Source organism: Actinomyces israelii (assembly GCF_030253495.1).
GTDB lineage: Bacteria > Actinomycetota > Actinomycetes > Actinomycetales > Actinomycetaceae > Actinomyces > Actinomyces israelii.
The window spans coordinates 1,125,367-1,151,446 of sequence record NZ_CP124548.1 but is presented as its reverse complement, the minus strand read 5'-3'; the positions used below and the strand labels follow the sequence as shown (position 1 = coordinate 1,151,446).

Here is a 26,080-nt window from a genome sequence, read left to right as displayed (position 1 = left end):
GGCGGTAGGCAGCCCGTCCAGGCGGGTCCTGCCCGGCGGGCGAGCGTTCAGCCCTCCCTCGGCGCCGCCTCGGCGAGCCGCTCCCCGGCCTCCAGGAGGCGCTGCTCGACGGCGAAGACCTCGCCGTCGACGGCCCCGTCCGGCCAGGCGCCACGCGGGTCCCCGTAGGTCCGCCCCAGGCCGCGCCCGTCCCAGGGCCGCCAGCCCGGGTCACCGGCGAGGATGAAGCGCACCCAGTCGCCGTGCACGGCGTCGGCCAGCGCCTGGGGAGGCGCCGAGCGCAGGGTGTGGCCGCAGTAGGGGTGGGCCAGGCAGTCGAAGGCGAAGGGCACCTCGAAGCAGTGCGTCGACCACCCCGTCTCGGGCGACTCCCACGCGAAGCGGCTCAGCCAGGTGCCCGCCGCCCGAGCGTCCGGTCCTGCGCAGTCCAGCCGGGCCCGCGCCCAGCCCAGGAGCGGGGTGTGGAACATGGTATCGGAGATCAGGTTGCCGAGCCGCAGGTGCTCGCCGCCCGCCAACTCGGGATGGGATGCCACGTAATCCGCGGCCAGTCCCGCGTCCAGGCCTGCCCGCGTCATGATCTCCGCCGCGCTGCGCTCGCCGAGCTCCTGGGCGAGCCCGAAGGCCGACCAGATGAACTCGTGCGTCGTGCTCATGGCGAGCAGCGGGATATCGCCACCCGAGCCCCGGGCCAGCGCCTCGCGCACGGGCAGGGGCACCAGGTCGCCGTCGACCGCGGGGCCATAGATGATTCCTGTGTCCGGACCCGGGATAAGCGCGGCCCGGATGCGCCCGACCAGCGGGTCGGGAGCAGCCGGCTCTGCGCAGTGCCCTTCGACCCGCCTCTCGATCTGCCTCTCAAAGCCTGCGGTGGTGGAGAAGACCCGGTCGTAGTCCAGCGCGCGCCAGCCCTCCAGGTTCGGCTCGACGCCGGCGAAGCGCGCCATCTCGTGGGCGGTGGACCGGGCGCGGTCGGCGGGGACGTCGGTGACGGCGCCCGACTCGCTGATCGCCCCGTGAAACAGGCCGCGGGCGCGGGGGCAGGCCATGAGGGTCAGGACGTTGCCTCCTCCGGCGCTCTGCCCGCCGATGGTCACCCGGCCCGCGTCCCCGCCGAAGGCGGCGATATTGTCCCGCACCCACTCCAGGGCCGTGATCTGGTCGAGCACGCCCCGATTGAAGGGGGTGTCCGAGCCCTCCACCCAGCCGTAGCCGTCGAAGCCCAGGCGGTAGGACAGGGCCACCGTCACCACGCCGTCGCGATTGAAGGCGGCGCCGTCGTACCAGGGGCTCGCCTGGCAGCCCGAGGACCACCCGCCGCCGTGGATCCACACGTAGACCGGCAGCCCGGCGCCCGCGTCCCCAGGCGCCGGGGTGAAGATGTTGAGGTTGAGCATGTCCTCCCCCACCACGGTGGGCTCGGGGATGGCGGGGTCGTCGAAGATGGAGCCGCGCTGCGGCGTCGGGCCGGGCAGGACGGCCTCGCGCTCCTCGCGCCACCGGGCGCGGGGCACGGGCGCCATGAACCGGCGCCCGGCGACCGGGGGCTCGGCGTAGGGGATGTTGTAGAAGGCCGCCGAGCGCTCGAAGCGGGCATGGGGCGACCGGGCCCCGGGAGCCGAGACGATCCGCCGCCACACCCCGCGCACCGGCCCGCAGGGCGCATCAACCCGGGGGCCCTCCTCGCCGGTGGGAAGGGCGATCGGCGTCGCCGACACGTGGGGAGCGCCGCCGGCGCCGCTGATGGGGGGCGAGAGGGCTTCATCCTGCATGTGCCCACTGTCTCCCGCGGAGGCGCCGATGTGAAGGCCCTCAGCCCCCCAGGGTCTCCAGGGCCAGGCTCGGGACATCGGTCATGACGGCGTCGACGTTCAGCGCTGCCAGACGGTGCATCTGCGCGGGGTCGTCGATCGTCCACACGTGCACCTCGAGCCCGGCGGCGTGCGCCTGCGCCACGAAGCGCCGTGTCACCACCGGCAGCCCGCGGTAGGTCGGCGGCACCTGCACGGCGTCCACCCTTCCCCGCGTCCACCCCCAGCGCGTGTGCGGCAGGGGCAGCGCCGCCTCGCTGAGCAGCATGAGACCCGCGATGTCGCATCCCCCCAGGGATGTGGTCGCGCGCGGCTCCTGACGGCGCAGCATCGCCAGACGGCGTGCGGAGAAGGAGGCGAACCGCACCCGCTTCAGGGCGTCGGCCACGCGGACCACCTGCAGGGCCGGCTGCACCACCGCGGGCTCCTTGAGGTCCACGTTGAGCGCGAGTCGCGGGTGGGCCTCCAGGACCTCGTCCAGGCGCACGAGGCTGCGCCCGTCGCCCGCATCGAGCTCGGCGGCCTCGTCCCAGGTCATCTCGGACAGCGACCGCTCCATGCCGCTCACCCGCCCCAGACCGGCGTCGTGGGACAGCACCACGACGTCGTCGGCGGTGGCCCGCAGATCGGTCTCCATCCACTCCAGGCCCAGCGACACGACGTGCTCGACGGCGCTCCACGTGTTCTCCGGGACCTCGCGGGCTCCGCCGCGGTGGGCGATCACGGCGCACTGCCGCCTGGGTCTCATCGTTCCTCCTTGCGCACCCGGGCGCCGCTCAGGAGCAGTCCGTGGACAGCTCGGCGGCGTGGTGGTCGTCGAGCCACTTCTGGGGCTCGACCGTGGACTCGTCGGCCGTGTCGTTCTTGGTGCGCACCTCGAAGTGCATGTGGGGTCCGGAGGACCGCCCGGTGTTGCCGACGCCGGCGATGAGCTGGCCGGCGGTCACCGTGTCCCCCACGTGGACGTAGATGCCGTCCTCGTACATGTGCATGTAGCTCGTGTACCAGGTCTGACCGTCGATCTGGTGCTCGATGGTGACGGTGCCGACGCCCTCGTCCATGCCCGCCGTCACGACCTTCCCGGCGGCGACGGCGTAGATGGGCGTGCCCACGGGGGCGGCGAAGTCCTGGCCGGCGTGCAGCTTCATGTAGCCCAGGGTGGGGTGCAGGCGGTAGCCGTAGGGCGAGGAGATGGTGTAGGTGCCCGAGACCATGGGATAGAAGATCTCCGGAGCCTTGCTGAGGGCACTGGCGTCGCCCGAGGCCCCGCCCGTCTGCGAGGCGCAGGTCGTGGTGGGATTCTCACGGGCCTCCCGGATGCGGGCCTTGGCCGCGGCGTCGGGGTCGTTGGACATCTCGGAGTCGGACTGGGGGTCCACGTCGGCGTCGGAGCCGAGCACGGCCGCGGCCACCGAGGACGGCGGCGCGCTCGCCTCGGGCGCCGGGTCGGCGGTCTGCGTGCTCAGCGCCGCGGAGGCCAGCGGGCTGGCCGAGACGTGGGCGCTGATCGGAACGACCACGGTCACGAGGCCCAGCACGGTCATGACGCTGATGCGGCCGACCCAGCCGGCGCCGGTCCTGGGGCGGGCGGGCGGGGCGACGATGTTCTCGTCGTTCACCTCCCCCGAGAGCGGCTGGCTCTCAACTGTCGGTGCGGCATCACGCGGGCGCCCGAGCGGGGCGCGGTCCTTCACCTCCCGCGCGGGGGCCGCCGGTACGGGAGCCGCGGGCGCGGGGGCCGCCGGTACGGGAGCCGCGGGCGCGGGGGCCACCGGTACGGGAGCCGCGGGCGCGGGGGCCGCCGGTACGGGAGCCGCGGGCGCGGGGGCCGCCGGTACGGGGGCCGCAGGCGCAGAAGGGCCGCCCCGGACGGCCCGAGCGGGCCCGGGAACCGGCCCGGGCCCGGGAACCGGCCCGGGCCTCGAAGCGTGCGCACGGCCCGAGGCGCGCCCGGCGCCCCGCCCCGCGTCTCGGGCGGGCTCGGGCTGCGCGCCGGCGCGGGTCCCCGCGCCGGCCCCGGGACGCGAGGGACGCCTGGAGCGGGTGCCGCTCCTGGACTTCGGGGACGTTCTCCCGGGCGGAGACGCCGGCGAGGAGATGATGTCGTCCCAGGCGATGACGCCGGTGGGCGGTTCGCCGGGACCGGCGGGCTCACGAGGCGCTGTCTCCCGGGGCGTCGGCGGCGCGGCGCGGAAGGCAGGAGACTGCGGGCCCGAGCGGGCGGGAGAGGGGGGTGATGGGGCCGGGACGGTGCGCCCGCCCAGTGGCGCCCGGGGAGCGGGCCGGGGGCGGAAGGACGAGGGCGCCCGGGGCCTCAGGGCCGGGGAAGCGGAAGAAGTCGCGGAGGACGCCGAAGATGCTGAGAATGCTGAGGATGCGGCAGACTCCGCGGGCCCTGTCGCGGGGGCCGCGGGCCGCGCAGGTGCCGCGACGGGGCGGTCGGCCGCGCGTCTGGGGCGTCCCGTGACCGGCGTCGCGGGCGTGGGTGGCGCGGCCGTCGGAGGCCCGGGCCTCCACCCGGAGGGCGCCCGGGCGGAGCTCCTGCGCGGCACGGGCCGTGCGTCCCCTGCGGGACCAGCATGCGCGCCCGTGTACGCGGTGGTGCGCCCGCGAGGCTGCTGACGGGCGCCGATCCGGTTCATCGCATGTGATTCGGCCTCACGCTGCGCTTGTGCGGCGCGCTCAGCCTCACGGCGCTGACGCCGTGTCGTCGACTGGTCGCTGATCTCCACCTTGGCACTTTAACACCCGGAGCGCGCCTCTTCCGTGGACCCGGGCACACTCCAGGCGCGCCAGTACACCACACCGCGTCGGGCCGACCGCGCAGACACGCGAGGCTCGCCGTCAGCCGCGCTGCATGGCGTCATGAACCTCCCCGATCAGCTCCTCGAGGATGTCCTCGAGGAAGACGACGCCGATGGTGACGCCCTCGGGGTCCTCCACCCGCCCCAGGTGGGCGCCGGTCCGCTGCATGGCGGCGAGCACGTCCTCGACCTCGTCGCCGGCGTGCACGGGCACGAGCGCGCGGGCGTGCCAGGACGGTATCGGCTCGCTGCGCTGGGCCTCGGTGGCGTACAGGATGTCCTTGAGGTGGACGTAGCCGGAGATGACGATCGGGCCGTCGCGCGTCTCGCCCTCACCGGCCCCACCGGCGTCGGCGGCCTCGCCGCCCGCTCCCCCGCCCACGAGCGGGAAGCGGGAGAAGCCGGTGGCGGCGACGGCCTGCTCGACGTCCTCGGGCGTGCAGTCCCCGGGCAGGGTGACCAGGGAGTCCACGGGCACCATGACACTGCCCGCGGTCTCCTCGGAGAACTCCAGGGCGCCGGTGAGCAGACCCGTGTCGTCCTCCAGGACGCCCTCGGCGGTGGACCGCTCGACGATCGAGGCGACCTCGGCCGCGTTGAAGGCGGCCGCGACCTCCTCCCTGGGCTCCAGGCCCATCAGGTGCAGCGTCCAGTTGGCGAAGCCGTTGAGCACGGTGATCACGGGGCCGAAGACGTGGGAGACCCACACCAGGGGCGGGGCGAGCAGCCGCACCGCCTTCTCGGGCGCGGCGATCGACATGTTCTTGGGGACCATCTCCCCGCAGACCACGTGGACGTAGACGACCAGGACCAGGGCGATGACGACGGCCACCGCGTGCGCCCCGGCGTCGCCGATGCCGATCCTGGCCAGCAGGGGCGTCAGCGCGTGCGCGATGGCCGGCTCGGCGACGACGCCCAGGCCCGTCGAGCACACGGTGACGCCGAGCTGGGCGGTGGCGAGCATCCGCGAGATGTGCTGGAGGGCCCACAGAGCGGTGGCGGCCCGGGCGTCGCCGGCGGCAGCGAGCGGCTCGAGCTGGGAGCGGCGGCAGGAGGTGACGGCGAACTCGGCGCTGACGAAGAAGGCGTTGCCCGCCAGCAGCGCCACGGTGATGATCAGGGCGACCGGGGTGCTCATCGGCCCTCCTCCCCGTCGCGCCCGGCGGGGCCCCGGGGCGCGGGGGCGTCCCCGGCGGCGTCGTCCCGAGCGGGCCCGGCGACGGGGCGCACCCGCAGGCGGGTGACGCGCCTCCCCTCCATGGCCTCCACGGTGAGCGCGGCCCGCGGCGTGGCGATCGTGTCGCCGATCTGCGGGAGGCGCCCGAGCTCGGTCATGACCAGGCCGGCGAGGGTCTCGTAGGGGCCGTCGTCGGGCACGTGCAGGCCGGTGCGCGCGGCGAGCTCGTCGGGGCGCGTCCAGCCGGGCACGAGCCAGTCCCCGGAGGCGTCGGCGCGCGCCCCGGCCCGGCGCCGGTCGTGCTCGTCGGCGACGTCGCCGACGATCTCCTCGATGGCGTCCTCGAGGGTGACCACGCCCGCGGTGCCGCCGTACTCGTCGACGACGACGGCCATCTGGGAGCCCTGGTTGCGCAGCTCGACCAGCAGGGCGGCCAGCGGCATGGTCTCGGGCACCCGCGGGGCGGGCGTCATGAGGGAGGAGGAGGTCACCGGCACGCTCTCCCGCCGCTCGTAGGGCACGGCGATGACGCGGCGCAGGTGGACGATGCCCAGGACGTCGTCGGGGCTCTCGCCGATGACCGGGAAGCGGGAGTGGCCGGTGGTGCGGGCCAGGGCCACGACGGCGTCGGCCGTGTCGTCCTGGTCCAGGACGTGGAGGCGGCCCCGGTCGGTCATGACGTCGACGGCGGTCAGCGCCCCGAGCCCGATCGAGCGGGTCAGCAGCGTGGCGGTGGAGGGGTCCAGGGCGCCCTCCTCGGCGCTGTGGCGCACGAGGGCCGCGAGCTCTCCGGCGCTGCGGGTGCCGCTGATCTCCTCGACCGGCTCGATGCCCATGCGGTGCAGGACCAGGTTGGCGGTGTCGTTGAGGACGACGATGACCGGCTTGAGCACGACCGTGAAGACCATGAGGAAGGGGGCGACGAGCCCGGCGGTGCGCATGGGGTCGGCCAGGGTCGCGTTCTTGGGGATGAGCTCGCCCACAACCATGGAGAAGGCGTTGACGACCACCAGGGCGATGGCCACGGCCGCGCCGGTGGCCACGGACTGGGCCAGCCAGGCGCTCATGAGCCCGCCGAGAATCCTGGCCAGGGCGTCCTGCATGGTGTAGCCGAGCAGGATGGTGGTCAGGGTGATGCCGACCTGGGCGCCTGACAAGAGCGTGGACATGCGGCCCAGGGCCCTGCGGACCGTGGTGGCGCGCCTGTCGCCCGCGGCGGCGCGGGTCTCGACGGTCGAGGGGTCCAGGGCGACCAGGGAGAACTCGCCGGAGACGAACAGGGCCGTGCCCGCGGTCAGCGGGAGGCCCAGAGCGATCATGAGCCAGTCGGTCACGCGGCACCGCCCGGGATCTGCAGAGGCGGCGGAGGCTGCCGAGTCGGCGGAGCGCCGCGCGCGGCGGGCGCCGGGGTCTGCGAGCGCGCGGGATGAGGATGGCCAGGTTCCGGATGATGGCGGGAAGCGCGTCCGCGTGCCCGCCGGGATGCCGATCGCATAGTGGCTCGCACGCTATCACCCGCCCCGCGGCGCGTGAGCTGGGCGGTGGGGGAGCTGGACGGTCGCACCGGTCGGTCCCCCGCCCCATCCCCGTCACATGCCCGAAACAAATGTGTCTTTAGTCCCGCGTTTCGCCCCGGCACCCCCGGTTCTCCCCGTACGATGACGCACGACGACGCACGAGCACCATCCGCCCACCCGCCGACGCCGCCACGCGACAGCGCTCGCGGACGGGTGCTGCCGACCCCGCGACGAGGAGAAGACGCACCGTGTCGACACTGGACAGCACCGCCGCAGGCTTCGGAGCCAACGAGTGGATGGTGGAGGAGATGCGGGATGCCTGGCTGGCCGACCCCTCCTCGGTGACACCGCAGTGGCGGGCCCTGTTCGAGGGCGCGGCGGCCTCCGGCCCGCACACCGCGGATCCCGCTGCGGGCGGCGCGGCCGCACCGGCCCCGTCGTCGGCGCTGCGGCCCTCCCCCCGCCGCCCGTCCACGGCCATACAGGACGTGACCCGCTCGGACCTGCCGCCCGCACCGCCCTCGGACGCCGCCCCGCCGACGTCGCCCTACGCCCAGCGCACGGCTCACCACTACACCGGCTCGTCAGACGACGACGCCTGCCAGGACCACGACTCGCGCATGAGGGGGGCCGCCGCCCGCACGGCCAAGAACATGGAGGCGTCGCTGTCGATCCCGACCGCCACCTCCGCCCGCGCCATCCCCGCCAAGGTCCTCATCGAGAACCGTGCGATCATCAACGGGCACCTCCTCCACACCCACGGCGGCAAGATCTCCTTCACCCACCTCATCGGGTGGGCCGTCGTCGAGGCTCTGACCGAGATGCCCTCCATGAACGTCTCGTACACCACCGACGCCGCCGGTAAGCCCGCCCTCCACGCGCCCGCCCACGTCGCCTTCGGCCTGGCCATCGACGTCCCCGCCCCCGGCGGCGAGCGCCGTCTGCTGGTGCCCTCCATCAAGAAGGCGGACCTCATGGACGCCGCCGGCTTCGTGGCCGCCTACGAAGAGCTGGTCGCCAGGGCGCGCGCGGGCGGGCTGGAGGTCGAGGACTTCCGCGGCACGACGGTCACACTGACCAATCCCGGCATGATCGGCACCCTGCACTCGGTGCCGCGTCTCATGCCCGGGCAGGGCCTGATCGTCGGGGTGGGCGCCATGGCGTACCCGGCCGCCTTCGCCGGCGCCAGCGAGAAGACCCTCGCCCGCCACGGTGTCGGCAAGGTGGTCACACTGACCTCCACCTACGATCACCGCGTCATCCAGGGGGCGGCCTCCGGGGAGTTCCTGCGGCTGGTGGAGCGCAAGCTGCTCGGCCTGGACGGGTTCTGGGAGCGGATCTTCGAGTCCCTGCGCATCCCGCACGAGCCTGTCGCCTGGGCCCGCGACGCCACCTACGACCCCGATCTGGAGACGGGCAAGCCCGCGCGCGTGGCCGAGCTCATCCACGCCTTCCGCCAGCGCGGCCACCTGGCGGCGGACACCGACCCCCTGACCTACCGCCTGCGGCGCCACCCGGACCTGGACCTGTCCTCCTACGGGCTGAGCCTGTGGGACCTGGACCGCACCTTCCCGACCGGCGGCCTGGGCGGCACCGAGCGCGCCACCCTGCGCGAGATCCTCGCGCGCCTTCGCCGCGCCTACTGCCGCACCGCCGGCATCGAGTACATGCACATCCAGGACCCGGCCCAGCGCACCTGGTGGCAGGAGCGTCTCGAGGGCGAGTGGATGGCGGTCACCCCGGCCGAGCGCCGTCGGATCCTGACCAAGCTGGAGCAGGCGGAGGCCTTCGAGACCTTCCTGCAGACCAAGTACGTGGGCCAGAAGCGCTTCAGCCTGGAGGGAGGGGAGTCCCTCATCGTCCTGCTGGACCGGCTGCTGGACTCGGCCGCCCACGACGGCCTGGACGAGGTCGTCATCGGCATGACCCACCGCGGCCGGCTCAACGTGCTGACCAATATCGCCGGGAAGTCCTACGGGCAGGTCTTCGACGAGTTCGACGGCACCAGCGTCATCGAGGGCGCGGGCACCGGGGACGTGAAGTACCACCTGGGCACCGAGGGCGTCTTCACCGGCACCGACGGGGTGAGCACGCGCGTGTCCCTGGCGGCCAACCCCTCCCACCTGGAGACGGTCGACGGCGTCGTCGAGGGGATCGTGCGCGCCAAGCAGGACCGCATCGGCCTGGGCGACAAGGGCTACACGGTGCTGCCCGTGCTGGTGCACGGCGACGCCGCCTTCGCAGGGCAGGGCGTGGTCTACGAGACCCTCAACATGAGCCAGCTGCCCGCCTACCGCACCGGCGGCACCGTGCACATCGTGGTCAACAACCAGATCGGCTTCACCACCGGGGCGGCGTCGGCCCGCTCGACCACATACGCCACCGACCTGGCCAAGGGGCTGCAGGTGCCGATCTTCCACATCAACGCCGACGACCCCGAGACGGTCGCCCGGGCCGCCCACCGCGCCTACGAGTACCGGGCGGCCTTCCACAAGGACGTCATCATCGACCTCATCTGCTACCGCCGCCGCGGCCACAACGAGGGAGACGACCCGTCGATGACCCAGCCGGTCATGTACCGCCTCATCGACTCCCTGCCGTCGACCCGCACGGTCTACACCGCCGACCTGGTGGGACGCGGGGACATCGCGGCCGAGGACGCCCAGCGGATCGAGGAGGAGTTCCACGGCGAGCTGGAACGGATCTTCGCCGAGACCCGGGCCGCCCACGCGCGCTCGGGCGGCACCGCTCAGAGCGCCTCCAGCGACTCCTTCGACGCCACCGACCCCACGAAGGTCGGCCTGCAGACCACCAGCCTGGAGGTGCCCGCCTCCCAGCGCGCCGGCGAGGGCATGATGATCGGCTGGACCAGCGCGGTCCCGCGCCGCGTCGTCGAGCGCATCGGGGACGCCCAGGTCGCCTACCCGGAGGGGTTCACGGTCCACCCCAAGCTGGGGGCCATGCTCGCCAGGCGGCGGCGCGCCACCCGTGAGGGCGGCATCGACTGGGCCCTGGGCGAGCTCATCGCGCTCGGCTCCCTCCTCATGGAGGGCGTGCCGGTGCGCATGGCCGGCGAGGACGCCAGGCGCGCCACCTTCGCCCAGCGCCACGCCGTCCTGCACGACAACGACTCGGGCGCCGAGTGGACGCCGCTGGACTTCCTCACCCCGGACCAGGCGCCGCTGAGCATCTACGACTCGCTGCTGAGCGAGTACGCGGCGCTCGCCTTCGAGTACGGCTACGCGGTGGAGCGCCCGGAGGGGCTGACGGTCTGGGAGGCGCAGTTCGGCGACTTCGCCAACGGCGCCCAGTGCGTGATCGACGAGTACATCGCCTCCGCCGGGCAGAAGTGGGGCCAGCGCTCCGGCCTGGTCATGCTCCTGCCGCACGGCCAGGAGGGCCAGGGACCGGACCACTCCTCGGCCCGCATCGAGCGCTACCTGCAGATGTGCGCCCAGGGGAACATGCGGGTGGTCATGCCCTCGACGCCCGCCAACCACTTCCACCTGCTGCGCGAGCACGCCTACTCCCGTCCGCGCCGCCCGCTGGTCGTGTTCACCCCCAAGCAGCTGCTGCGGCTCAAGGCCGCGACCTCCCGGGTGGATGACCTCACCGCCGGGGCCTTCCTGCCGGTCGTCGGCGAGACCGACGAGCGGGTCGCCGCCGGCGCGGGCGTCGACCGGGTGCTGCTGTGCTCGGGCCGGGTGTACTACGCGCTGGTCGACGAGCGGGCCGAGCGGGGCGACGCGTCCACCGCGATCGTCCGCCTCGAGCAGCTCTACCCGCTGCCCGAGGCCGAGCTGGCCGAGGCGCTGGCCCCCTACGCGGGCGCCGAGCTCGTCTTCGTCCAGGACGAGGCCGCCAACCAGGGCATCTGGCCGTGGCTCGCCCTGCACATGCCCGCCTCTCTCACCGGCGGCAGGCGGCTGCGGCTCGCCTCCCCGACCGAGGCGGCCTCCCCGGCGGTCGGCAGCGCCGGCGCCTACCGGGCGCAGCAGGCGGCGCTCATGGCGGCGGCCTTCGATCGCGGCTGACCGTCCCGACGGCCCTGAGCCTCCTCGGCCGGCTCCGACGGCCCTGCCTGTGAGCCTGCCCGCCCGGGGGGACGCGCCGTCGTTGACGCGTCCGGGCCCGGGGCGCGGTAGCGTCTCCTTCAGGAGGAACTGCACGACGGCGGACCGCGGCAGCCGGCGCTGGGTCCGGCCCGATGGCCGTCGAGAAGAAAGGAGCCATGTGGACGAGACCCGGATCCACTTCATCGGCGACGAGCTCGTAGCCGGCTACGGCGACCCTCGGGCCCTGGGGTGGGCCGGGCGCGTCATGGCACGCACCCCCCGAGACCTGGAGGCCTTCTGGGCGACGCTGGCCGTGCCCCGGGAGACGACGGTCCAGCTCGCCGACCGCTGGCCGCCCGAGGTGGCCCTGCGCTCCACCCACACCGGGGTGAACCGCATGGTCATCGGGCTGGGGGTGGCCGACGTCGGCTCCGGCATCTCGCCCGCGCGCAGCCGCCTGGCGCTGGCCAACATCCTGGACAAGGCCGCCGGCGAGCAGCGGTCCTGCTTCGTGGTCGGGCCCCCGCCGCTGCCCAGCGTCAGCCCCGACGCGACGGCGGCCCTGTCGCGCGCCGCGACCGAGGTGTGCCACCGGCGCAGGGTCCCCTACGTGGAGACCTTCGAGCCGCTGCGCAACCACGACCAGTGGATCACCGACGTCGCCGCGGCCGGCGGCGACCACCCCGGCCAGGCCGGCTACGGCCTGCTCGCCTGGCTGGTGCTGCACCGCGGCTGGTACGAGTGGCTGGGCGTGTCCCAGCCCTCCTGAGCGCCTCCCCTGCGCCGAGATCGGTTCATCTCCGGCTCGAGATCGGTTCGCCCCCTGTCCGCCGCGCTGAGCCGGTCCCGGCCCTCGCGCCTCGGCTCAGGCCACGGCGTAGACGCGGATGTCCGGGTCGGCCTTGAACAACGGGGTCAGGCCTGGGACGACCTTGGCGGTGAACAGCTCGCTGGTCAGGTAGGCGCCGGCCTGCTCGACGGTCTCGAAGCCGTGAAGGGCCTGGACGTCCTCGTCGCGGACGAGCAGCTCCTTGCTCTCCGCGCCGGGGACCGTGTCGAGGAACTCCTGCTTGTAGTCGGAGTAGATCCTGGCGCCGGCGGCGCGGTCGGCCGGGTCGATGGTCATGGTGACCTGGAGGTAGGCGGTCATGGTGGCTCCTTCGATGTCGGGTGGCGCCCGGTGCCGGTCGGCCGCCGGCGCGTCACTGCCCACACCGTAGGAATCGGCGCGGCGGCGCCGGTAGAGGCTCTTGGCTGATGCCGGCATCACGCGACGTTATACCCCGGCGCCGGGGCGGCCGCCCTGCGCGCCCGGTTATGGGCCGCCCTCGGAGGCTAGGCCCCCGGCCAGGGACTCGAGCTCGTCCGCAATCGGCGACGCGCCGTCCCAGGCGGCCTCGTAGGCGATGGTGATGGCCGCGCCGTCGACATCGACCACAGGGCGCGCACGCGATTCGACGGAGGTCACCTTCGAGCGGGGCAGGAGCGCGCTGCCCAGCCCCATCCCCGCCCAGCCCTCGAGCACCCGGTAGCTGGCGGCCTCTCCCGAGTAGGCCCGCAGGGGCAGGCCGCGGTCGGCAAGCAGGCCGCGGGTGAAGGTCGTCAGCCCGCAGGTGTCGGGGACGAGAAGAAGGGTGCGGTGCGCAAGCTCGTCAACGCGGGCGGCCGCAGTCGCCGCAGAAGGGGCTCCTGCGTCGCCCACCTCCGGCTCGACGAGCACGACGGGCTCGCTGCCTATGACGCGGTGTCGGCAGCGGGTGAGCGGGAGAACGGCGGGGACGACAATGAGGTCGAGCTCGCCGTCGTCAAGCGCGGCACACAGCTCGGACAGGTCGGCCTCGCGCAGGACGAGGGAGTCCTTCCCGCGGCCGGGGAGGGCGGCGACGGCGCGCTGGGCGCGGGCTACGACGCCCACGCTGATGAGCGGGGAGACGCCGACGCGCACGGGGAGCGGTTCGGGAGCGTGCCAGTGGCGGGCCTCGGCGGTAACGGCGTCGAGCGCGGCCAGCGCGGCATCGACCCTGGGCAGGATCGCCGCGCCGAAGGCGGTGGGAGTGGTCCCGCGCGTGCTGCGCTCGAAGAGCCGATCGCCGAGAGCCTCCTCCAGACGGCGGATGGCGTTGGACAGCGCCGGCTGCGTAAGGCTGTGCTCCCGGGCGGCCGCGCTGAAGGAGCCGGTTCGAGCGACCGCCTGAGCGTAGCGCAGGCCCTCGGGACTGAGTCGGTCGTTCACACCGGCAGTCTACGGAGGGACCCGCCCCGGCGGCTGGCCGACCAGGCGGCTGGAGATCCTCGTGTTGCACAGGCCGATGATCGGGCCGAGGAAGAAGCCCATGACGATCGTCCCGACGGCCACGATCCCCAGGGAGAGGTCGAAGCCGGTCAGGACGAGCGCGAGGGCGATGGCGAGGACGTCCTGGGTCACGCGGAAGGCGCGGTAGCTCACCCGCGGGAGCTCCCGGTTGATCGCGGGGGCGATGCCGTCGTAGGGCCCCTGCCCCAGGTCGCAGGTGATGTACATCGATACGCCCAGGCTGAACAGGCCCATCCCGATGAGCAGGCACACGAGCATTCCGGCAACGGTGTACGTGAACGTGAGGTACTCGGCGTAGACGGCCTGGAAGAAATCGACCAGCACCCCACCATGGTGAAGTTGAGGACGGTTCCCAGGCCGAAGATCGTCCTGTCGAAGGGGACGACCACAACGAGCAGGAGGATATTGACGATCGGGACGACCGCGGCGAAGGAGAGGCCGGACAGGTGGGCCACGCCCTGCAGGAAGGCGGTGTAGGGGTCGACGCCGGCGTGCCCGATGAGGAGGATCGCGATCCCGAGCGAGGTGATGATCTCCCCGACGACGCACACCAGGACGCGGCGCAGGAGGGAGCCGCCCCGCAGGGTCCACTGCTTCTTGTCCGTCAAGCGTCCCGAAGGCATCTCGCACCGTCCTGGCTGTCGCCCCTGCGGCAGCGGGGCGGCGACCCCGCCGCCGGCTCCGTCGTCGTCGAGGGGGCCTGTCACGTGCCGAGGGTACCGCCCGGGACGCCGTCACTCCTGGCCGAGGACGACGGGAACCGACCGGTAGCCCACGCCCATGCGGTCGATCCCCATGTCGATCAGGCGCAGGAAGTGCTCGCGGTCGCGGATGGCGCCGGAGCCCTTGACCCTGGCCCGCCCGGCGGCCGCGTCCTGCATGAGGCGGACCATGTCGTCGAAGGCGCCGGTGCGCTCGCCGTGGGTCGGCGTGCCGGTGTAGAAGCCGGTCGAGGTCTTGATGAAGTCGGTGCCGGCGGCGATGGCGGCCTCGGCCGCTGCGCGGATCTCGTCGTCGGTCAGCGCGTCCGTCTCCAAGATGGTCTTGACGATGACGCCCTTGGCGTGGCACAGCTCGACGACGGCCCTGAGGTCCTCGGTGACGCGCTCGATCTCGCCGCCGCGCAGCCGGCCGTAGTTCATCACGATGTCGAGGTCCTCGATCGGGTGCTCCAGGGCGATCTCGGCCTGAGCCGCCTTGGAGCGCGTGCTCGAGGTGCCGAAGGGGAAGTCGATGACGACGCAGATCCCCGTACCAGTGCCCGCCACGAGGGGAAGAGCGGTCTCGATGTGGGCGGGATTGATGCACACCGTCTTGCAGCGGAGCTCGACGGCGGCGCGGACCTCGCGCTCGACGTCCGCGGTGGTGAACTCAGGCTTGAGGATCGAGTAGTCGATGTAGGCGGCGAGCTCGTCCCGGGTCATCTCGGCGGCGGGCTTGGTGGGGTGCATGGGTGTCTTCTTTCTTGCGCGGTCTCACGGGTGCGGGAGGCGGAAGGGACTTCCCCGGGCGCCTCAGCGAGAACCATACCTGTATATACATCCTGTTGGACAGGGTGCGGGAGCGCGATCCGCACCACGTCCGCGCGCCCGTCCTGGCCCCGGACGCAGAGGCGGGGGCGCCCGCGGTGAGCGCCCCCGCCGGATCCGTCGACGCGAGAGCGTCAGCCCACCGAGCCGAGGGTGTCGATCGCCCAGCGCGCGCCGATGTAGGCGGTCTCGGTCGTCTCGACGGGGGTGCCCTCCGGATCGGTGACCGTCCGAGTCTCGACCAGCAGCGCGGTCGGCTCGTCAACCAGCAGGAGCCTGCACTCCTCCGCCGTCGCCAGGCGCGAGGTCACCACGCCGCTGGTCCTGGCCAGCACGGCGCCGGCGCCCCTGAGGGCGGCGTGCAGGGAGCCGCCGGCCAGATCGGCCTCGAGGACGGCGCGGTACCTCTCGGGAAGGTGCACCCGCTCCCGGGCCACGGGCGCGCCGTCGGCGCAGCGGACGCGATCGATGAAGACCAGGGTGGACTTGGGATCCATCCCGAGCGCCCGCGCCTCAACAGGCCGGACGACGAGGCCGGCCTCGAGGACGGCCGACGAGGCGGCCATGCCGCGGACCCGGAGCTCCTCGGTGAAGGAGCGCAGAAGCGCGTCGGGGCGGTGGAGCTGCGGGGCGGCCACGAAGCTGCCGACGCCGCGCCGGCGCTCGATCCGGCCGCTCTCGCGCAGCCTCTCCAGCGCGTGCCGGGCGGTCATACGGCTGACGGCGAACCTGTCGGCGAGCTGGGACTCCGAGGGCAGCAGGGCGCCCACCGGCAGTCTCCCGCACTCCTCCTCCAGCCACTCGCCGATCTCCCGGTAGCGGGGCCTGTCCTGCTCATCGGCAGTCGCCTTGACTGGCATGCGCTCCTCCTGACAGACACCCTGGGGCCAGAAACCGGCCCACAGCAGTATATACAAGGGCAGGTCCCCTCGCCGTCGCGCGGGATGCCGGCGGCGTGCGCACGGCCGCGCCGCCCCGCCGGCGGCCCGACAAGCGCCTCAGAGCCCGCGCACCCGCGCCGGAACGATGACGAGCGCGGCCGGCCACCGCAGGGTGACCGGCCGCGCCATCGGTTGCCCGGGTGCGGCGCCGGACGCGCAGACCCGGCTCAGGCGTTGGGGCGCTTGCCGTGGTTGGCGCTGTTCTTGGCGCGTGCACGACGCTTGCGACCGCGCTTGCCCATAATGGCCTCCTCGTGTCTGGACCGCCCCACGAGGGGGCACGGAACGCTGCTCATTTTTGCACACGAGCGGGATCGCGGACCACACGCCTACCAGTTGCACCGGTCACGCGCGCCGTGCGCCCCTCCCAGCCGCGCCCCCTTCACCGCGATCGGCAGTATTCCGGCTCGATATCGGTAGATCTCCGCGACAGGGGCCCGGCGGCTCCGGGATCGTCATCCGAGGCGATAGCGGACGACCTGGCTGCGGACCGTCGTCGTGCCATCGGCCGTGGTCGCCGTGGTCGCCGACGTCGTCGCCCGCATGACCGACAGCCGCCCCAGCACCCGGGCGCGCAGCTCGGGCGGAGCCTGCTCGGCGCAGCGCGACCGCAGGATCTCGCGCAGGTGGGTCTCGGCGTCGGCGATGCGGGAGCAGTGCTCGCAGGTCGCCACGTGCTCGGCCAGGCGCGCGGTCAGGTCGCCGTCGCACTCGTGGTCGAGGAAGCGCTCCAGGTGCGCGCGAGCCTCCGAGCACGAGCAGCGCTCGTCCTTCTCATTCGATCCGCCCATCAGCGGCCCTCCCGAGTCGTGGTGTAGCCCAGCTGACGGGCATGATCGGCCAGGAGCTCGCGCAGCTGGCGACGTCCGCGGTGCAGACGCGACATGACGGTGCCGATGGGCGTGTCCATGATCTCGGCGATCTCCTTGTAGGAGAAGCCCTCGACATCGGCAAGGTAGACGGCCAGTCGGCGGTCCTCGCTCAGCTCGGACAAGGCCGCCTTGATCTCCTCGTCGGGCAGCTCGTCCAGAGCGATGTTCTCGGCGCTGGGCAGCCCGGTGGAGTCGTGGGACGCGGCGCGGTGCAGCTGCCAGTCCTCGACGGCGTCGGCGTCGGACTGCAGCGGCTCGCGCTGCCTCTTGCGATAGGAGTTGATGAAGGTGTTCGTCAGGATCCGGTACAGCCAGGCCTTGAGATTCGTGCCGGGGCGGTACTGGCGGAAGGAGGCGAAGGCTCTGGCGTAGGCGTCCTGGACCAGGTCCTCGGCGTCGGCCGGGTTGCGCGTCATCCGCATCGCCGCGCCGTAGAGCTGGTCCAGGTAGGGCAGGGCGTCGGCCTCGAAGCGCGCGGCGCGCTCCTCCTCGGACTCGTCCTCGGGGGCCCGGTCGAGGTCGCCGGAGCCGTCGGGGTCGATGTCAGTGAGAAGGTCGGTGGCCGCGTCGCCGTCTTCGCGCGGGGCGCCGTCGGGGCGCGAGTCGTCGGTGTCCGTCATCGTCCACGAGCCTAACGCCCCTGGGCACCCGCGCCCGCAATCGGCGCCGCTCAGAGCGCTCGGCCGGCCCCGGCGGACGTCCCCGCCCTGCGCGCCGGCACGCGGATGACGCTCCGAAGGTGTCGATCGGTCTCCTCGGCGCCGCGGCCCGCCCACCGGCGCGCGGGTGCGAGACGGGCCCGCGCGGTACGACGCCGTCGGGCCGGGCGGTCTGATCGGCAGTTTCGCAGTCACGTCCTGACCAACAGGCGGGCACCCCGGTTTCATTCCCCGCCCGGTCGGCGCGGCGTCCGCCCCGGCCGCCCCCGGCAGGCGTGCGGCCCGGGGCCGCCCCAGGCGCCCCCGGCCGCCCGCCCCGGACGCGCCGGCAGGTCATTGCGCCTTCCCTCCATAGGCCGGTGCACCGCTCCGCGCTTTCTGGTAGCCTCTCCTTCACCGGGCTTGTTCCTTCTTCTCATATCCTCTTCTCTTCTTCGCGGAACCAGGCAGATCTCATGACAGAATCTCCATCTTCTCAGTACCTCGGCAGCACCTACATACTGGATGAGCAGATCGGTTCAGGGGCTCAGGGAGAAGTCTGGAAGGGCCACTCGAAAGATTCTCCGCGGCCGCTCGCATTCAAGGTGCTGCACAAGTCCATAACCGCCGAGAGCAGTGTCATAGACGCGTTCCTCAAGGAGCGAAGCGCTCTTAAGAGGGCCGCGGGCCCGAACGTCATCGAGGTGCACGACATCGTCGTCGAGCGGAATACGCTCGGACTCGTCATGGACTACGTCGACGGCGACAGCCTTCGGGACACCATCAAATCGCGCGGCGCCCTGCTCCCCCAAAAGGTCGCCTGGCTGGGGGCCCAGATATCGGCAGGAATCGCAGCCGTGCACAATGCCGGAGTGGTCCACCGGGACATCAAGCCCGAGAATATTCTCATGGACTCCTCCACATCCCCCGAGACACCGAAGATCGTGGACTTCGGTGTCGCATCCATCTGCGACTCGGCGGTGCTGACGCGCACCGCCGTAGGCGCGGGGACGCCGCTGTACATGGCGCCGGAGGTGAACGGCGGAGCCCGCCCGTCCTTCGCCATGGACGTCTACTCCCTGGGAATCATACTGTACGAGCTGTCGTGCGGAGTCACCCCTTTCAGCGGAACCTACAACTACGTCATCGCTGCCCAGATCCTCATGGCGCCCGTGCGCCCCGAGGGGATCCCCGACTCGCTGTGGGACCTCATCAGCAAGATGCTGGACAAGAACCCGGCGGCACGTCCCAGCATAAACGAGGCGCAGCACGCCCTGAAGTACCTGTCAATCGCACTGTCGGGAATTCCCGCAGCCCCCACCCTGTCATCCTCGCCCTGCGCGCCGGATTCCTCTCCCCCGCCCGCGCCGCCGCAGAAGAATGCCGCGCCCGCGCCTCAGATTCCTCAGACCCCGGAGGTCGCCGAGACCATTACCACGTTAAGCCCTCCGGCGCCCCCGCCCCAGCCCGGCGCCCAGCCCGCATACCCCAGGTATCCGGAACGCCGCGCTCCCGCGCCGCCACCGCCACCACGTCCGCACAAGCGCTCATCATCGCTGCCGATCGCCGTGGCCACGGTGAGCATCCTGGCGATCGCCGGCTCCGTCGGGGCCTCCGCCTACATCTACACCCACCCGTCTCACAACGGCGTCGGGGCGACGGGCGCCGCATCGCAGGAGGGCGTCGGGGCGCCCGCGGACGGCGACGGCGTCGCAAACGACAGGAGCACCGTCGCAACGTCATTCGTCGAGTCGCTCAAGCAGTCCGACGAGACCAGCATATGGCGCCAGACGACTCCTCAGGCGCGTCAGCAGCTGGAGGACCCGTCACCGGCCGCCGGCTACCAGACGGCTCGCGACTACATCGTCCACAACGCGTCGGCGGGCTACAGCATCAATACCTGCATGAACAATGCCGACGCGACGGCAGCCGGAATCCAGGTGGCCGAGAACCAGGTTGCCTGCCGGATCGACTTCTCGTGTCAGGCGAGCTGCCCCACCCCCTTCGTGGTCCTGGAGGCGGAGGGGAACAAGGTGGACTCCATCAGCTTCATCGACCGCTAGGAGGCGCCTGAGCAGCAGCCGACCCCCGGCCACCGCCTCACTCATCCATCACTTTTGCCGCATTCTCACGTCCTTATCACCGTCCGCACTCTCGTGTGAGGATCGAGCCCCATGCACCCACGCCCTCGCCACGTCCTCTCAACCGCCTGCATTGCGACTGCACTCGCCCTGACCGGTGCCTGCTCGTGGGGTGGGAGCGCCGACAGCGCCCCGACCGAGGAGCCGGCGGACTCCTCCTCGGAAACCGCGGCCGGTGCGGCCTCCGGCGGAGCGAGCCCCTCCGGCGCCGAAACGCTGGACCCGCTGGCGCAGGACGCCCCGGGCGCTCCGGATCTGAGGGGCGCGCGCCTGCCCCTTCCCAAGGGGTGCATCGCCGACGACGGCACGACGGCGTCGTTCGCGAACAGCTATGCGTCGGCTCAGGACTCCACTGGCACGACGGCGTTCGCCTTCCTCCGGCATCCCGCCATCGTCATGAGCACGAGCGCGGGCCCCCTCACCCTGGTCCCGCTCGAGTGCCACCGCGGGGGCACCGACCTCTTCCACACGGACATCGCGGCCTACACGGAGACCCTGTCCCTGGCGGGCAGCATCAGTCTCCGCGATATCGACTCGGGGGCCGAGGCGGGCATGATCGCATCAATCACGACATCAGAGGGCGCCGCCCACCTCGAGTGGGTCAATCAGGAGGTCAGCGGGGACCGCCAGTGCCACCTGTGCTTCACGGGGATCGGCTCCGCCGATCTGTCGTGGAAGGGAAACGGGTTCACGGCGAGCGGGCTCAGAACGACCCACTGACCACCGGCATCCGACCCACCGCCCCGCACGAGGCGCCGTCTCCCCGCGCCCGCCCGCAGGCCCGGCGCCCTCCCGACGGGTACTCGGCGGGAGCCTGGAGTCGGCCGGCGGACATGCGGCGAGAACCTGGCCGCGAGCGCTCCCGTGGGCCAGGATGGTGTCATGAACATTCTGCGCGCCTTCGCCCGCCCGATGCTCGCCGCGTCCTTCGTCCTGGACGGGATCGATGCCCTCACCCGGCCCGCGCGCCACGTGGAGCGTTTCGAGAAGGTCTCACCGCTGCTGGAGAAGGCGGGCCTGCCGCCGGTGCTCACCTCGGACGCCCGCATGCTCACCAGGGCCTGCGGTGCGGTGAGTGTCGCCGCCGGACTGGGCCTGGCGACGAGCCGAGCCCCGCGCACCTGCGCGACCGTGCTGGCGGCCCTCAACCTTCCCCTGACCCTGATCAACAACCCGGTGTGGGCGGTCAAGGGCGCGCAGGCGCGCAAGGAGGCCCTGTCGGGCCTGGCCCGCGGCGGCGCGGTCGGGGCCGGGCTCCTGCTGGCCGTCGTCGACCGGGAGGGTCGTCCGTCCCTGACCTGGCGGTTCGAGAACCATAAGCGGCAGCGCAAGGCGATCGCCGCGGCCTGGGTGGCCGGGCGCGCCAGCCGCGCCTGACGGGCGGCGCACGGGGCGCGCGCCCCGTGCGGGCTCGATCGTCTAGGGTGAGCGCGTACAGCGCCACCGGGCCATCAGCGAAGGACATGTGCATGAGCGACCAGCCGAACGTCATCTACACCTGGACGGACGAGGCGCCCATGCTGGCGACTCACTCCCTCCTGCCGATCATCCAGGGCTTCACCCGCGCCGCGGGCGTGAGCGTGGCCACCGCCGACATCTCCCTGGCGCACCGCATCCTGGCCGCCTTCGACCTGGCCGAGGACGACCTCGCGGCCCTCGGGGCGCTGACCGCCTCCCCGAGCGCCACCATTGTCAAGCTGCCCAACATCTCCGCCTCCCTGCCCCAGCTCAGGGCCGCGATCGCCGAGCTGCAGGCCCGCGGGCACGCCCTGCCCGACTACCCCGACTCCCCCTCCACCGACGCCGAGCGCGACGCCCGCGCCCGCTACGACGCCGTCAAGGGCAGCGCCGTCAACCCGGTCCTGCGCGAGGGCAACTCCGACCGCCGGGCTCCGAGGGCCGTCAAGGCCTACGTCCGCTCCCACCCGCACGCCATGGGGGCGTGGAGCCCCGACTCGCGCACCCGCGTGGCCACGATGGAGGCCGGCGACTTCCGGCACAACGAGCGCAGCGTCGTCGTCCCCGAGGCCGGGAGCCTGCAGATCCGCCTCGTGCCGGCCGACGGCGGGGCGCCGGTCGTCCTGCGCGAGTCGCTGCAGGTGACGGCCGGCGAGGTCGTGGACGCCACCTGCATGTCCTCCGCCGCGCTGGACGCCTTCCTCGCCGCCCAGCTCGCCGCCGCCAGGGCCGAGGACGTCCTGTTCTCCATCCACCTCAAGGCCACCATGATGAAGGTCTCCGACCCCCTCATCTTCGGCCACGCGGTGCGCGCCGCCCTGCCGCGGACCTTCGCCGCCCACGGCACGGCCCTGGCCGCCGCCGGGCTGCGCGCCGAGGACGGGCTGGCCTCCATCCTGGCCGGGCTGGACGCCCTGGAGGACGGCGAGGCGATCCGTGCCTCCATCGAGGCCGACCTGGCGGCGGGCCCTCGCCTGTCCATGGTGGACTCCGAGCGCGGCATCACCAACCTGCACGTGCCCAGCGACGTCATTATCGACGCCTCCATGCCCGCCATGATCAGGAACGGCGGCAAGCTGTGGGACGCGGCCGGCGACAGGGCCGACACCCTGGCCGTCATCCCCGACTCCTCCTACGCCGGCGTCTACGAAGCCGTCATCGAGGACTGCAAGGCCCACGGCGCCCTGGACCCCGCCACCATGGGCACGGTCCCCAACGTCGGGCTCATGGCCCGCCGGGCCGAGGAGTACGGCAGCCACGACAAGACCTTCCTCATCCCGACCGCCGGACGCGTCGAGGTGGCCGCCGTCCGCGGCGCCGGGGCCGAGCCGGGCACGGTGCTGCTGTCCCACGACGTCGAGGCGGGCGACATCTGGCGCGCCTGCACCACCCAGGACGCCCCCATCCGCGACTGGGTGCGCCTGGCCGTCGCCCGGGCCCGGGCTACCGGGGCGCCCGCCGTCTTCTGGCTGGACCCGGAGCGGAGCCACGACCGCGTTATCGCCGGGCTCGTCCGCCGCTACCTGGCCGAGGAGGACACCGAGGGCCTGGACATCCGCGTCCTCGACCCGGTGGCCGCCACGCGGCTGTCCCTGGAGCGGGCCCGGCGCGGGCAGGACACGATCAGCGTGACCGGCAATGTGCTGCGCGACTACAACACCGACCTGTTCCCCATCCTGGAGGTCGGCACGAGCGCCAAGATGCTGTCGGTGGTGCCGCTGATGAGCGGCGGCGGCCTGTACGAGACGGGCGCGGGCGGCTCCGCCCCCAAGCACGTGCGCCAGCTGCTGGAGGAGAACTACCTGCGGTGGGACTCGCTCGGCGAGTTCCTGGCGCTGGCGGAGGCGCTGCGCCACGTCGCCCAGGTCGGCGCCAACGCGCGCGCCGTGGTGCTGGCCGACGCCCTGGACGCGGCGACGACGACGCTGCTCGACAACGACCGCTCCCCCGCGCGCCGACTGGGCGGGATCGACAACCGCGGCTCGCACGCCTGGCTGGCCCTGTACTGGGCCCGCGAGCTGGCGGCGCAGGACGCCGACGCCGGGCTGGCGGCGCATTTCGCGCCGGTGGCCGAGGCGCTGGGCGCCGCCAACGAGGCCGTCCAGGCCGACCTGGTGGCCGTGCAGGGCCGTCCGGTGGACATCGGCGGCTACTACCGCCCCGAGCCGGCCAGGGCGGACGCCGTCATGCGCCCCTCGAAGACCCTGAACCGCATTATCGACGCGCTCTGAGGCGGGCGGTCCTGGCACGATAGGCGCATGAGCATGTCCCCCGCCGGGCCCTGGCCCGCCCCGGCCGCCCGCGGCCCCCTGGAGGCGACCGTCGCCCTGCCGGGCTCCAAGTCGCTGACCGCCCGCGCCCTCCTGCTGGCCGCGGTGGCCGAGGGCCCGACGACGCTGACCGGGGTGCTGCGCTCTCGCGACACCGAGCTCATGGAGGCGGCCCTGACCGCGCTCGGCGCCCGCTTCGAACGGCTCGACGGGGAGGCGACCCGCCTGCGCGTCCGCCCCGCCCCGCTGCCCCTGCACGTGGAGGCCGGCCCCGACGGCGTCGGCCGCATCGACTGCGGCCTGGCCGGGACCGTCATGCGCTTCGTCCCGCCGCTAGCGGCGCTCGCGGACGCGCCCGTCGTCTTCGACGGCGATGAGGCCGCCCGCAACCGCCCGCTCGGTCCGCTGCTGGACGCCCTGGCGGGGCTGGGCGCCGAGGTGGCCTGTCTGGGCGAGCCGGGCCGTCTGCCCGTGCGCGTGGGCCCCGACGGCGGCGCCCTGGCAGGGCCGGCCGACCCCGCGCGCCCCGATCGGCCGCACCGGGTGGGCGTGGACGCCTCCGGCTCCTCCCAGCTCCTGTCGGCCCTGCTGCTCGCCGCCCCCCTGCTGCCCGGCGGGCTCGCCGTCACCGCCGTCGGGCGCGTCCCCTCCCTGCCGCACGTGGCCATGACGGTGGCCGCCCTGCGCGAGCGCGGCATCGTCGTTGACGAACCCGAGGAGCCGGACGCCACTGCCGCGGGCTCCGGGGGCGGGCGCACGTGGACCGTCCGCCCAGGGCGCCCCCGCGGCGGGGAGTCGAGCATCGAGCCGGACCTGTCCAACGCCGGGGTCTTCCTGGCGGCGGCGCTGGTCGCGGGCGGCGAGGTGGGTGTCCCGCACTGGCCCGCCCCCACGACCCAGGGCGGCGACTCCTGGCGCGAGCTGCTGGTGCGCCTGGGCGGCGAGGTCGAGCTGCGCGCCGGGGCCGACGGCTCGCGCACCCTCGTGGCGCACGGGTCGGGCGCGGGCGGCCTGCGGGGCATCGACGCGGACCTGTCCGCCGTCGGCGAGCTCGCGCCCGCCGTGGCGGCCCTGGCACTGCTGGCCTCCGCCAACGGGCGCGCCTCCCGCCTGACCGGCATCGCCCACCTGCGCGGCCACGAGACCGACCGCCTGGCGGCCCTGGTCGCCGAGATCACCCGGGTCGGCGGCGTCGCCCGGCAGGCCGACGACGGCCTGGCCATCGACGCCCTGCCCGCGGGCTGGCGGCTGCGCCCGGCGCTCATGCGCTCCTACGGCGACCACCGCATGGCCGCCTTCGCCGCCCTGGTCGGGCTGGGCGTGCCCGGCACCGAGCTCGACGACGTCGCGTGCACCTCCAAGACCCTCCCGGGCTTCCCGGCCCTGTGGGCGGGCATGCTGGGCCGGGGGCCGCAGGAGCAGCGGAAGCCGGGCCGGGAAGGCGGAGCCCGGTGACGCGCCGGCGCGACATCGGCACCGACGACCCGCGGGTGCGGGTGCGGCCCGGCCGCGGCTCGCGCCCGCGCACCAAGCGGCGCCCCGCCCACGACGACGCCGTCGTCGGCACGGTGATCCGCATCGATCGCGGCCACTACCGCATCCGCCTGGCCGACCCCGCCCTGACCGGGGACGGGACCGGCGACATCACGGCCATGAAGGCGCGCGAGCTGGGGCGGGGCAGGGTCGTTGTCGGGGACCGGGTCGCCGTCGTCGGGGACGTCTCCGGCCGCAGGGGCACGCTGGCCCGCATGGTGCGCATCCAGGAGCGCCGCACGCTGCTGCGCCGCTCCGCCGAGGACGGGGACGCCGCGGGCAGCGAGCGGCCCGTGGTGGCCAACGCCGACCTGCTCGTCATCGTCACCGCGGTGGCCGACCCGGCGCCGCGCCCGCGCATGATCGACCGCTACCTCGTGGCCGCCTACGACGCCGGCATGGAGCCGCTGCTGGTGCTGACCAAGTCCGACCTGGCCGACGCCGGCCCCCTCCTGGACCTCTACGGGCCGCTCGGGGTGCGCTCGGTGGCGACCCGCCTGGGCCCCTCCGACCGCGAGGACGCCCCGGAGGCGGGCGGCGGAGTCCGGGCCGTGCGCGAGGCGATCACCGGGCGGGTCTCGGTGCTCGTCGGCCACTCGGGGGTGGGCAAGTCGACGCTCATCAATGCGCTGGTGCCCGGCGCGCACAGGGCCACCGGCCGCGTCAACGAGGTGACCGGACGCGGGCGGCACACCTCCGCATCCCTTCAGGCCCTGGAGCTGCCCGGCGGCGGCTGGGTGATCGACACCCCGGGCGTGCGCTCCTTCGGCGTCGCCCACGTGGGCAGCGCCGACGTCCTGCGCGGCTTCCCCGACCTGGCGGAGGTCGCCCGGGACTGCCCGCGCGGGTGCACGCACGAGGCCGGCGCCCTGGACTGCGCCCTGGACGAGTGGGCCGGGGCGGGACCGGCCCAGGCGCGCCGGGCGCGGGTGGAGTCCTTCCGGCGCCTGCTCGCCCCGTCCCTGGAGGCGGAGGACCCGACCCTGCCGGCCGGCCCGGGGCGCTGAGCCGGCGGCCCCG

Annotated in this window: 22 protein-coding genes; 8 read left to right on the top strand and 14 right to left on the bottom strand. The window is 73.5% G+C overall.

Annotation, left to right across the window (positions count from 1 at the left end; genetic code table 11):
- Window positions 1–47: 47 nt before the first annotated feature.
- The 6 genes from AIF0345_RS04725 to AIF0345_RS04700 form a co-directional block, all read right to left on the bottom strand.
- Entirely contained in the window at window positions 48–1,772 is a 1,725-nt protein-coding gene (locus AIF0345_RS04725) for a carboxylesterase/lipase family protein (RefSeq protein ID WP_285297442.1), read from the bottom strand.
- 40 nt (window positions 1,773–1,812) lie between these two features.
- Window positions 1,813–2,559, bottom strand: coding sequence for a glycerophosphodiester phosphodiesterase (locus AIF0345_RS04720; RefSeq protein ID WP_229118393.1), 747 nt, complete (start codon window positions 2,557–2,559; stop codon window positions 1,813–1,815).
- A gap of 28 nt (window positions 2,560–2,587) precedes the next feature.
- Window positions 2,588–3,430 (bottom strand): M23 family metallopeptidase, encoded by an 843-nt coding sequence (locus tag AIF0345_RS04715; protein WP_285297440.1) that lies wholly within the window; start codon window positions 3,428–3,430, stop codon window positions 2,588–2,590.
- 532 nt (window positions 3,431–3,962) lie between these two features.
- Window positions 3,963–4,328 (bottom strand): hypothetical protein, encoded by a 366-nt coding sequence (locus AIF0345_RS04710; protein WP_268916544.1) that lies wholly within the window; start codon window positions 4,326–4,328, stop codon window positions 3,963–3,965.
- A 327-nt stretch (window positions 4,329–4,655) separates the two neighbouring features.
- Window positions 4,656–5,753, bottom strand: a complete 1,098-nt coding sequence (locus AIF0345_RS04705) for a CNNM domain-containing protein (protein WP_285297437.1) — start codon at window positions 5,751–5,753, stop codon at window positions 4,656–4,658.
- A complete protein-coding gene (locus AIF0345_RS04700; protein WP_268916542.1) occupies window positions 5,750–7,126 on the bottom strand; it encodes a hemolysin family protein in 1,377 nt (458 codons plus the stop codon). Before AIF0345_RS04700 ends, AIF0345_RS04705 begins: the two co-directional genes overlap by 4 nt.
- A 431-nt stretch (window positions 7,127–7,557) precedes the next feature.
- On the opposite strand from AIF0345_RS04700, the gene AIF0345_RS04695 reads away from it, so the two are divergent.
- Complete coding sequence (locus tag AIF0345_RS04695; protein ID WP_285297435.1) at window positions 7,558–11,343, top strand: multifunctional oxoglutarate decarboxylase/oxoglutarate dehydrogenase thiamine pyrophosphate-binding subunit/dihydrolipoyllysine-residue succinyltransferase subunit; 3,786 nt, start codon at window positions 7,558–7,560, stop codon at window positions 11,341–11,343.
- Between the two features lie 199 nt (window positions 11,344–11,542).
- Entirely contained in the window at window positions 11,543–12,133 is a 591-nt protein-coding gene (locus AIF0345_RS04690) for a GDSL-type esterase/lipase family protein (protein ID WP_043561266.1), read from the top strand.
- A 96-nt stretch (window positions 12,134–12,229) separates the two neighbouring features.
- On the opposite strand, the gene AIF0345_RS04685 is transcribed toward AIF0345_RS04690, so the two are convergent.
- The 8 genes from AIF0345_RS04685 to AIF0345_RS04650 form a co-directional block, all read right to left on the bottom strand.
- A complete protein-coding gene (locus AIF0345_RS04685) occupies window positions 12,230–12,631 on the bottom strand; it encodes a hypothetical protein (protein ID WP_285297433.1) in 402 nt (133 codons plus the stop codon).
- 48 nt (window positions 12,632–12,679) lie between these two features.
- On the bottom strand, window positions 12,680–13,597 hold the full coding sequence (locus AIF0345_RS04680; protein ID WP_285297431.1) for a LysR family transcriptional regulator: 918 nt from the start codon (window positions 13,595–13,597) through the stop codon (window positions 12,680–12,682).
- 9 nt (window positions 13,598–13,606) lie between these two features.
- Window positions 13,607–14,002 carry a hypothetical protein gene (locus AIF0345_RS04675; protein WP_285297429.1) on the bottom strand — a complete coding sequence of 132 codons (396 nt, stop codon included), beginning with the start codon at window positions 14,000–14,002 and terminating at the stop codon, window positions 13,607–13,609.
- Between the two features lie 410 nt (window positions 14,003–14,412).
- Window positions 14,413–15,129 (bottom strand): deoxyribose-phosphate aldolase, encoded by a 717-nt coding sequence (gene deoC, locus AIF0345_RS04670; protein ID WP_043561275.1) that lies wholly within the window; start codon window positions 15,127–15,129, stop codon window positions 14,413–14,415.
- A 212-nt stretch (window positions 15,130–15,341) separates the two neighbouring features.
- Window positions 15,342–16,067 (bottom strand): GntR family transcriptional regulator, encoded by a 726-nt coding sequence (locus tag AIF0345_RS04665; protein ID WP_268916536.1) that lies wholly within the window; start codon window positions 16,065–16,067, stop codon window positions 15,342–15,344.
- A gap of 248 nt (window positions 16,068–16,315) precedes the next feature.
- Window positions 16,316–16,390 carry a 50S ribosomal protein bL37 gene (locus AIF0345_RS16805; protein WP_404976001.1) on the bottom strand — a complete coding sequence of 25 codons (75 nt, stop codon included), beginning with the start codon at window positions 16,388–16,390 and terminating at the stop codon, window positions 16,316–16,318.
- Between the two features lie 213 nt (window positions 16,391–16,603).
- On the bottom strand, window positions 16,604–16,939 hold the full coding sequence (rsrA, locus tag AIF0345_RS04655; RefSeq protein WP_043561278.1) for a mycothiol system anti-sigma-R factor: 336 nt from the start codon (window positions 16,937–16,939) through the stop codon (window positions 16,604–16,606).
- Entirely contained in the window at window positions 16,939–17,640 is a 702-nt protein-coding gene (locus AIF0345_RS04650; protein WP_043561281.1) for a sigma-70 family RNA polymerase sigma factor, read from the bottom strand. Before AIF0345_RS04650 ends, rsrA begins: the two co-directional genes overlap by 1 nt.
- 494 nt (window positions 17,641–18,134) lie before the next feature.
- On the opposite strand from AIF0345_RS04650, the gene AIF0345_RS04645 reads away from it, so the two are divergent.
- From AIF0345_RS04645 to rsgA, 6 genes are all read left to right on the top strand, one after another.
- On the top strand, window positions 18,135–19,721 hold the full coding sequence (locus AIF0345_RS04645) for a serine/threonine-protein kinase (protein ID WP_285297424.1): 1,587 nt from the start codon (window positions 18,135–18,137) through the stop codon (window positions 19,719–19,721).
- A 111-nt stretch (window positions 19,722–19,832) separates the two neighbouring features.
- Window positions 19,833–20,519: a hypothetical protein gene (locus AIF0345_RS04640; protein WP_285297422.1), complete on the top strand. Its 687-nt coding sequence runs from the start codon at window positions 19,833–19,835 to the stop codon at window positions 20,517–20,519.
- A 162-nt stretch (window positions 20,520–20,681) separates the two neighbouring features.
- Window positions 20,682–21,176: a DoxX family membrane protein gene (locus AIF0345_RS04635; protein ID WP_285297420.1), complete on the top strand. Its 495-nt coding sequence runs from the start codon at window positions 20,682–20,684 to the stop codon at window positions 21,174–21,176.
- 92 nt (window positions 21,177–21,268) lie between these two features.
- Window positions 21,269–23,488, top strand: a complete 2,220-nt coding sequence (locus tag AIF0345_RS04630) for an NADP-dependent isocitrate dehydrogenase (RefSeq protein WP_285297418.1) — start codon at window positions 21,269–21,271, stop codon at window positions 23,486–23,488.
- A gap of 27 nt (window positions 23,489–23,515) precedes the next feature.
- Complete coding sequence (gene aroA, locus AIF0345_RS04625; RefSeq protein WP_285297417.1) at window positions 23,516–24,982, top strand: 3-phosphoshikimate 1-carboxyvinyltransferase; 1,467 nt, start codon at window positions 23,516–23,518, stop codon at window positions 24,980–24,982.
- Entirely contained in the window at window positions 24,979–26,067 is a 1,089-nt protein-coding gene (rsgA, locus tag AIF0345_RS04620) for a ribosome small subunit-dependent GTPase A (protein WP_043561294.1), read from the top strand. Before aroA ends, rsgA begins: the two co-directional genes overlap by 4 nt.
- Window positions 26,068–26,080: the final 13 nt, after the last annotated feature.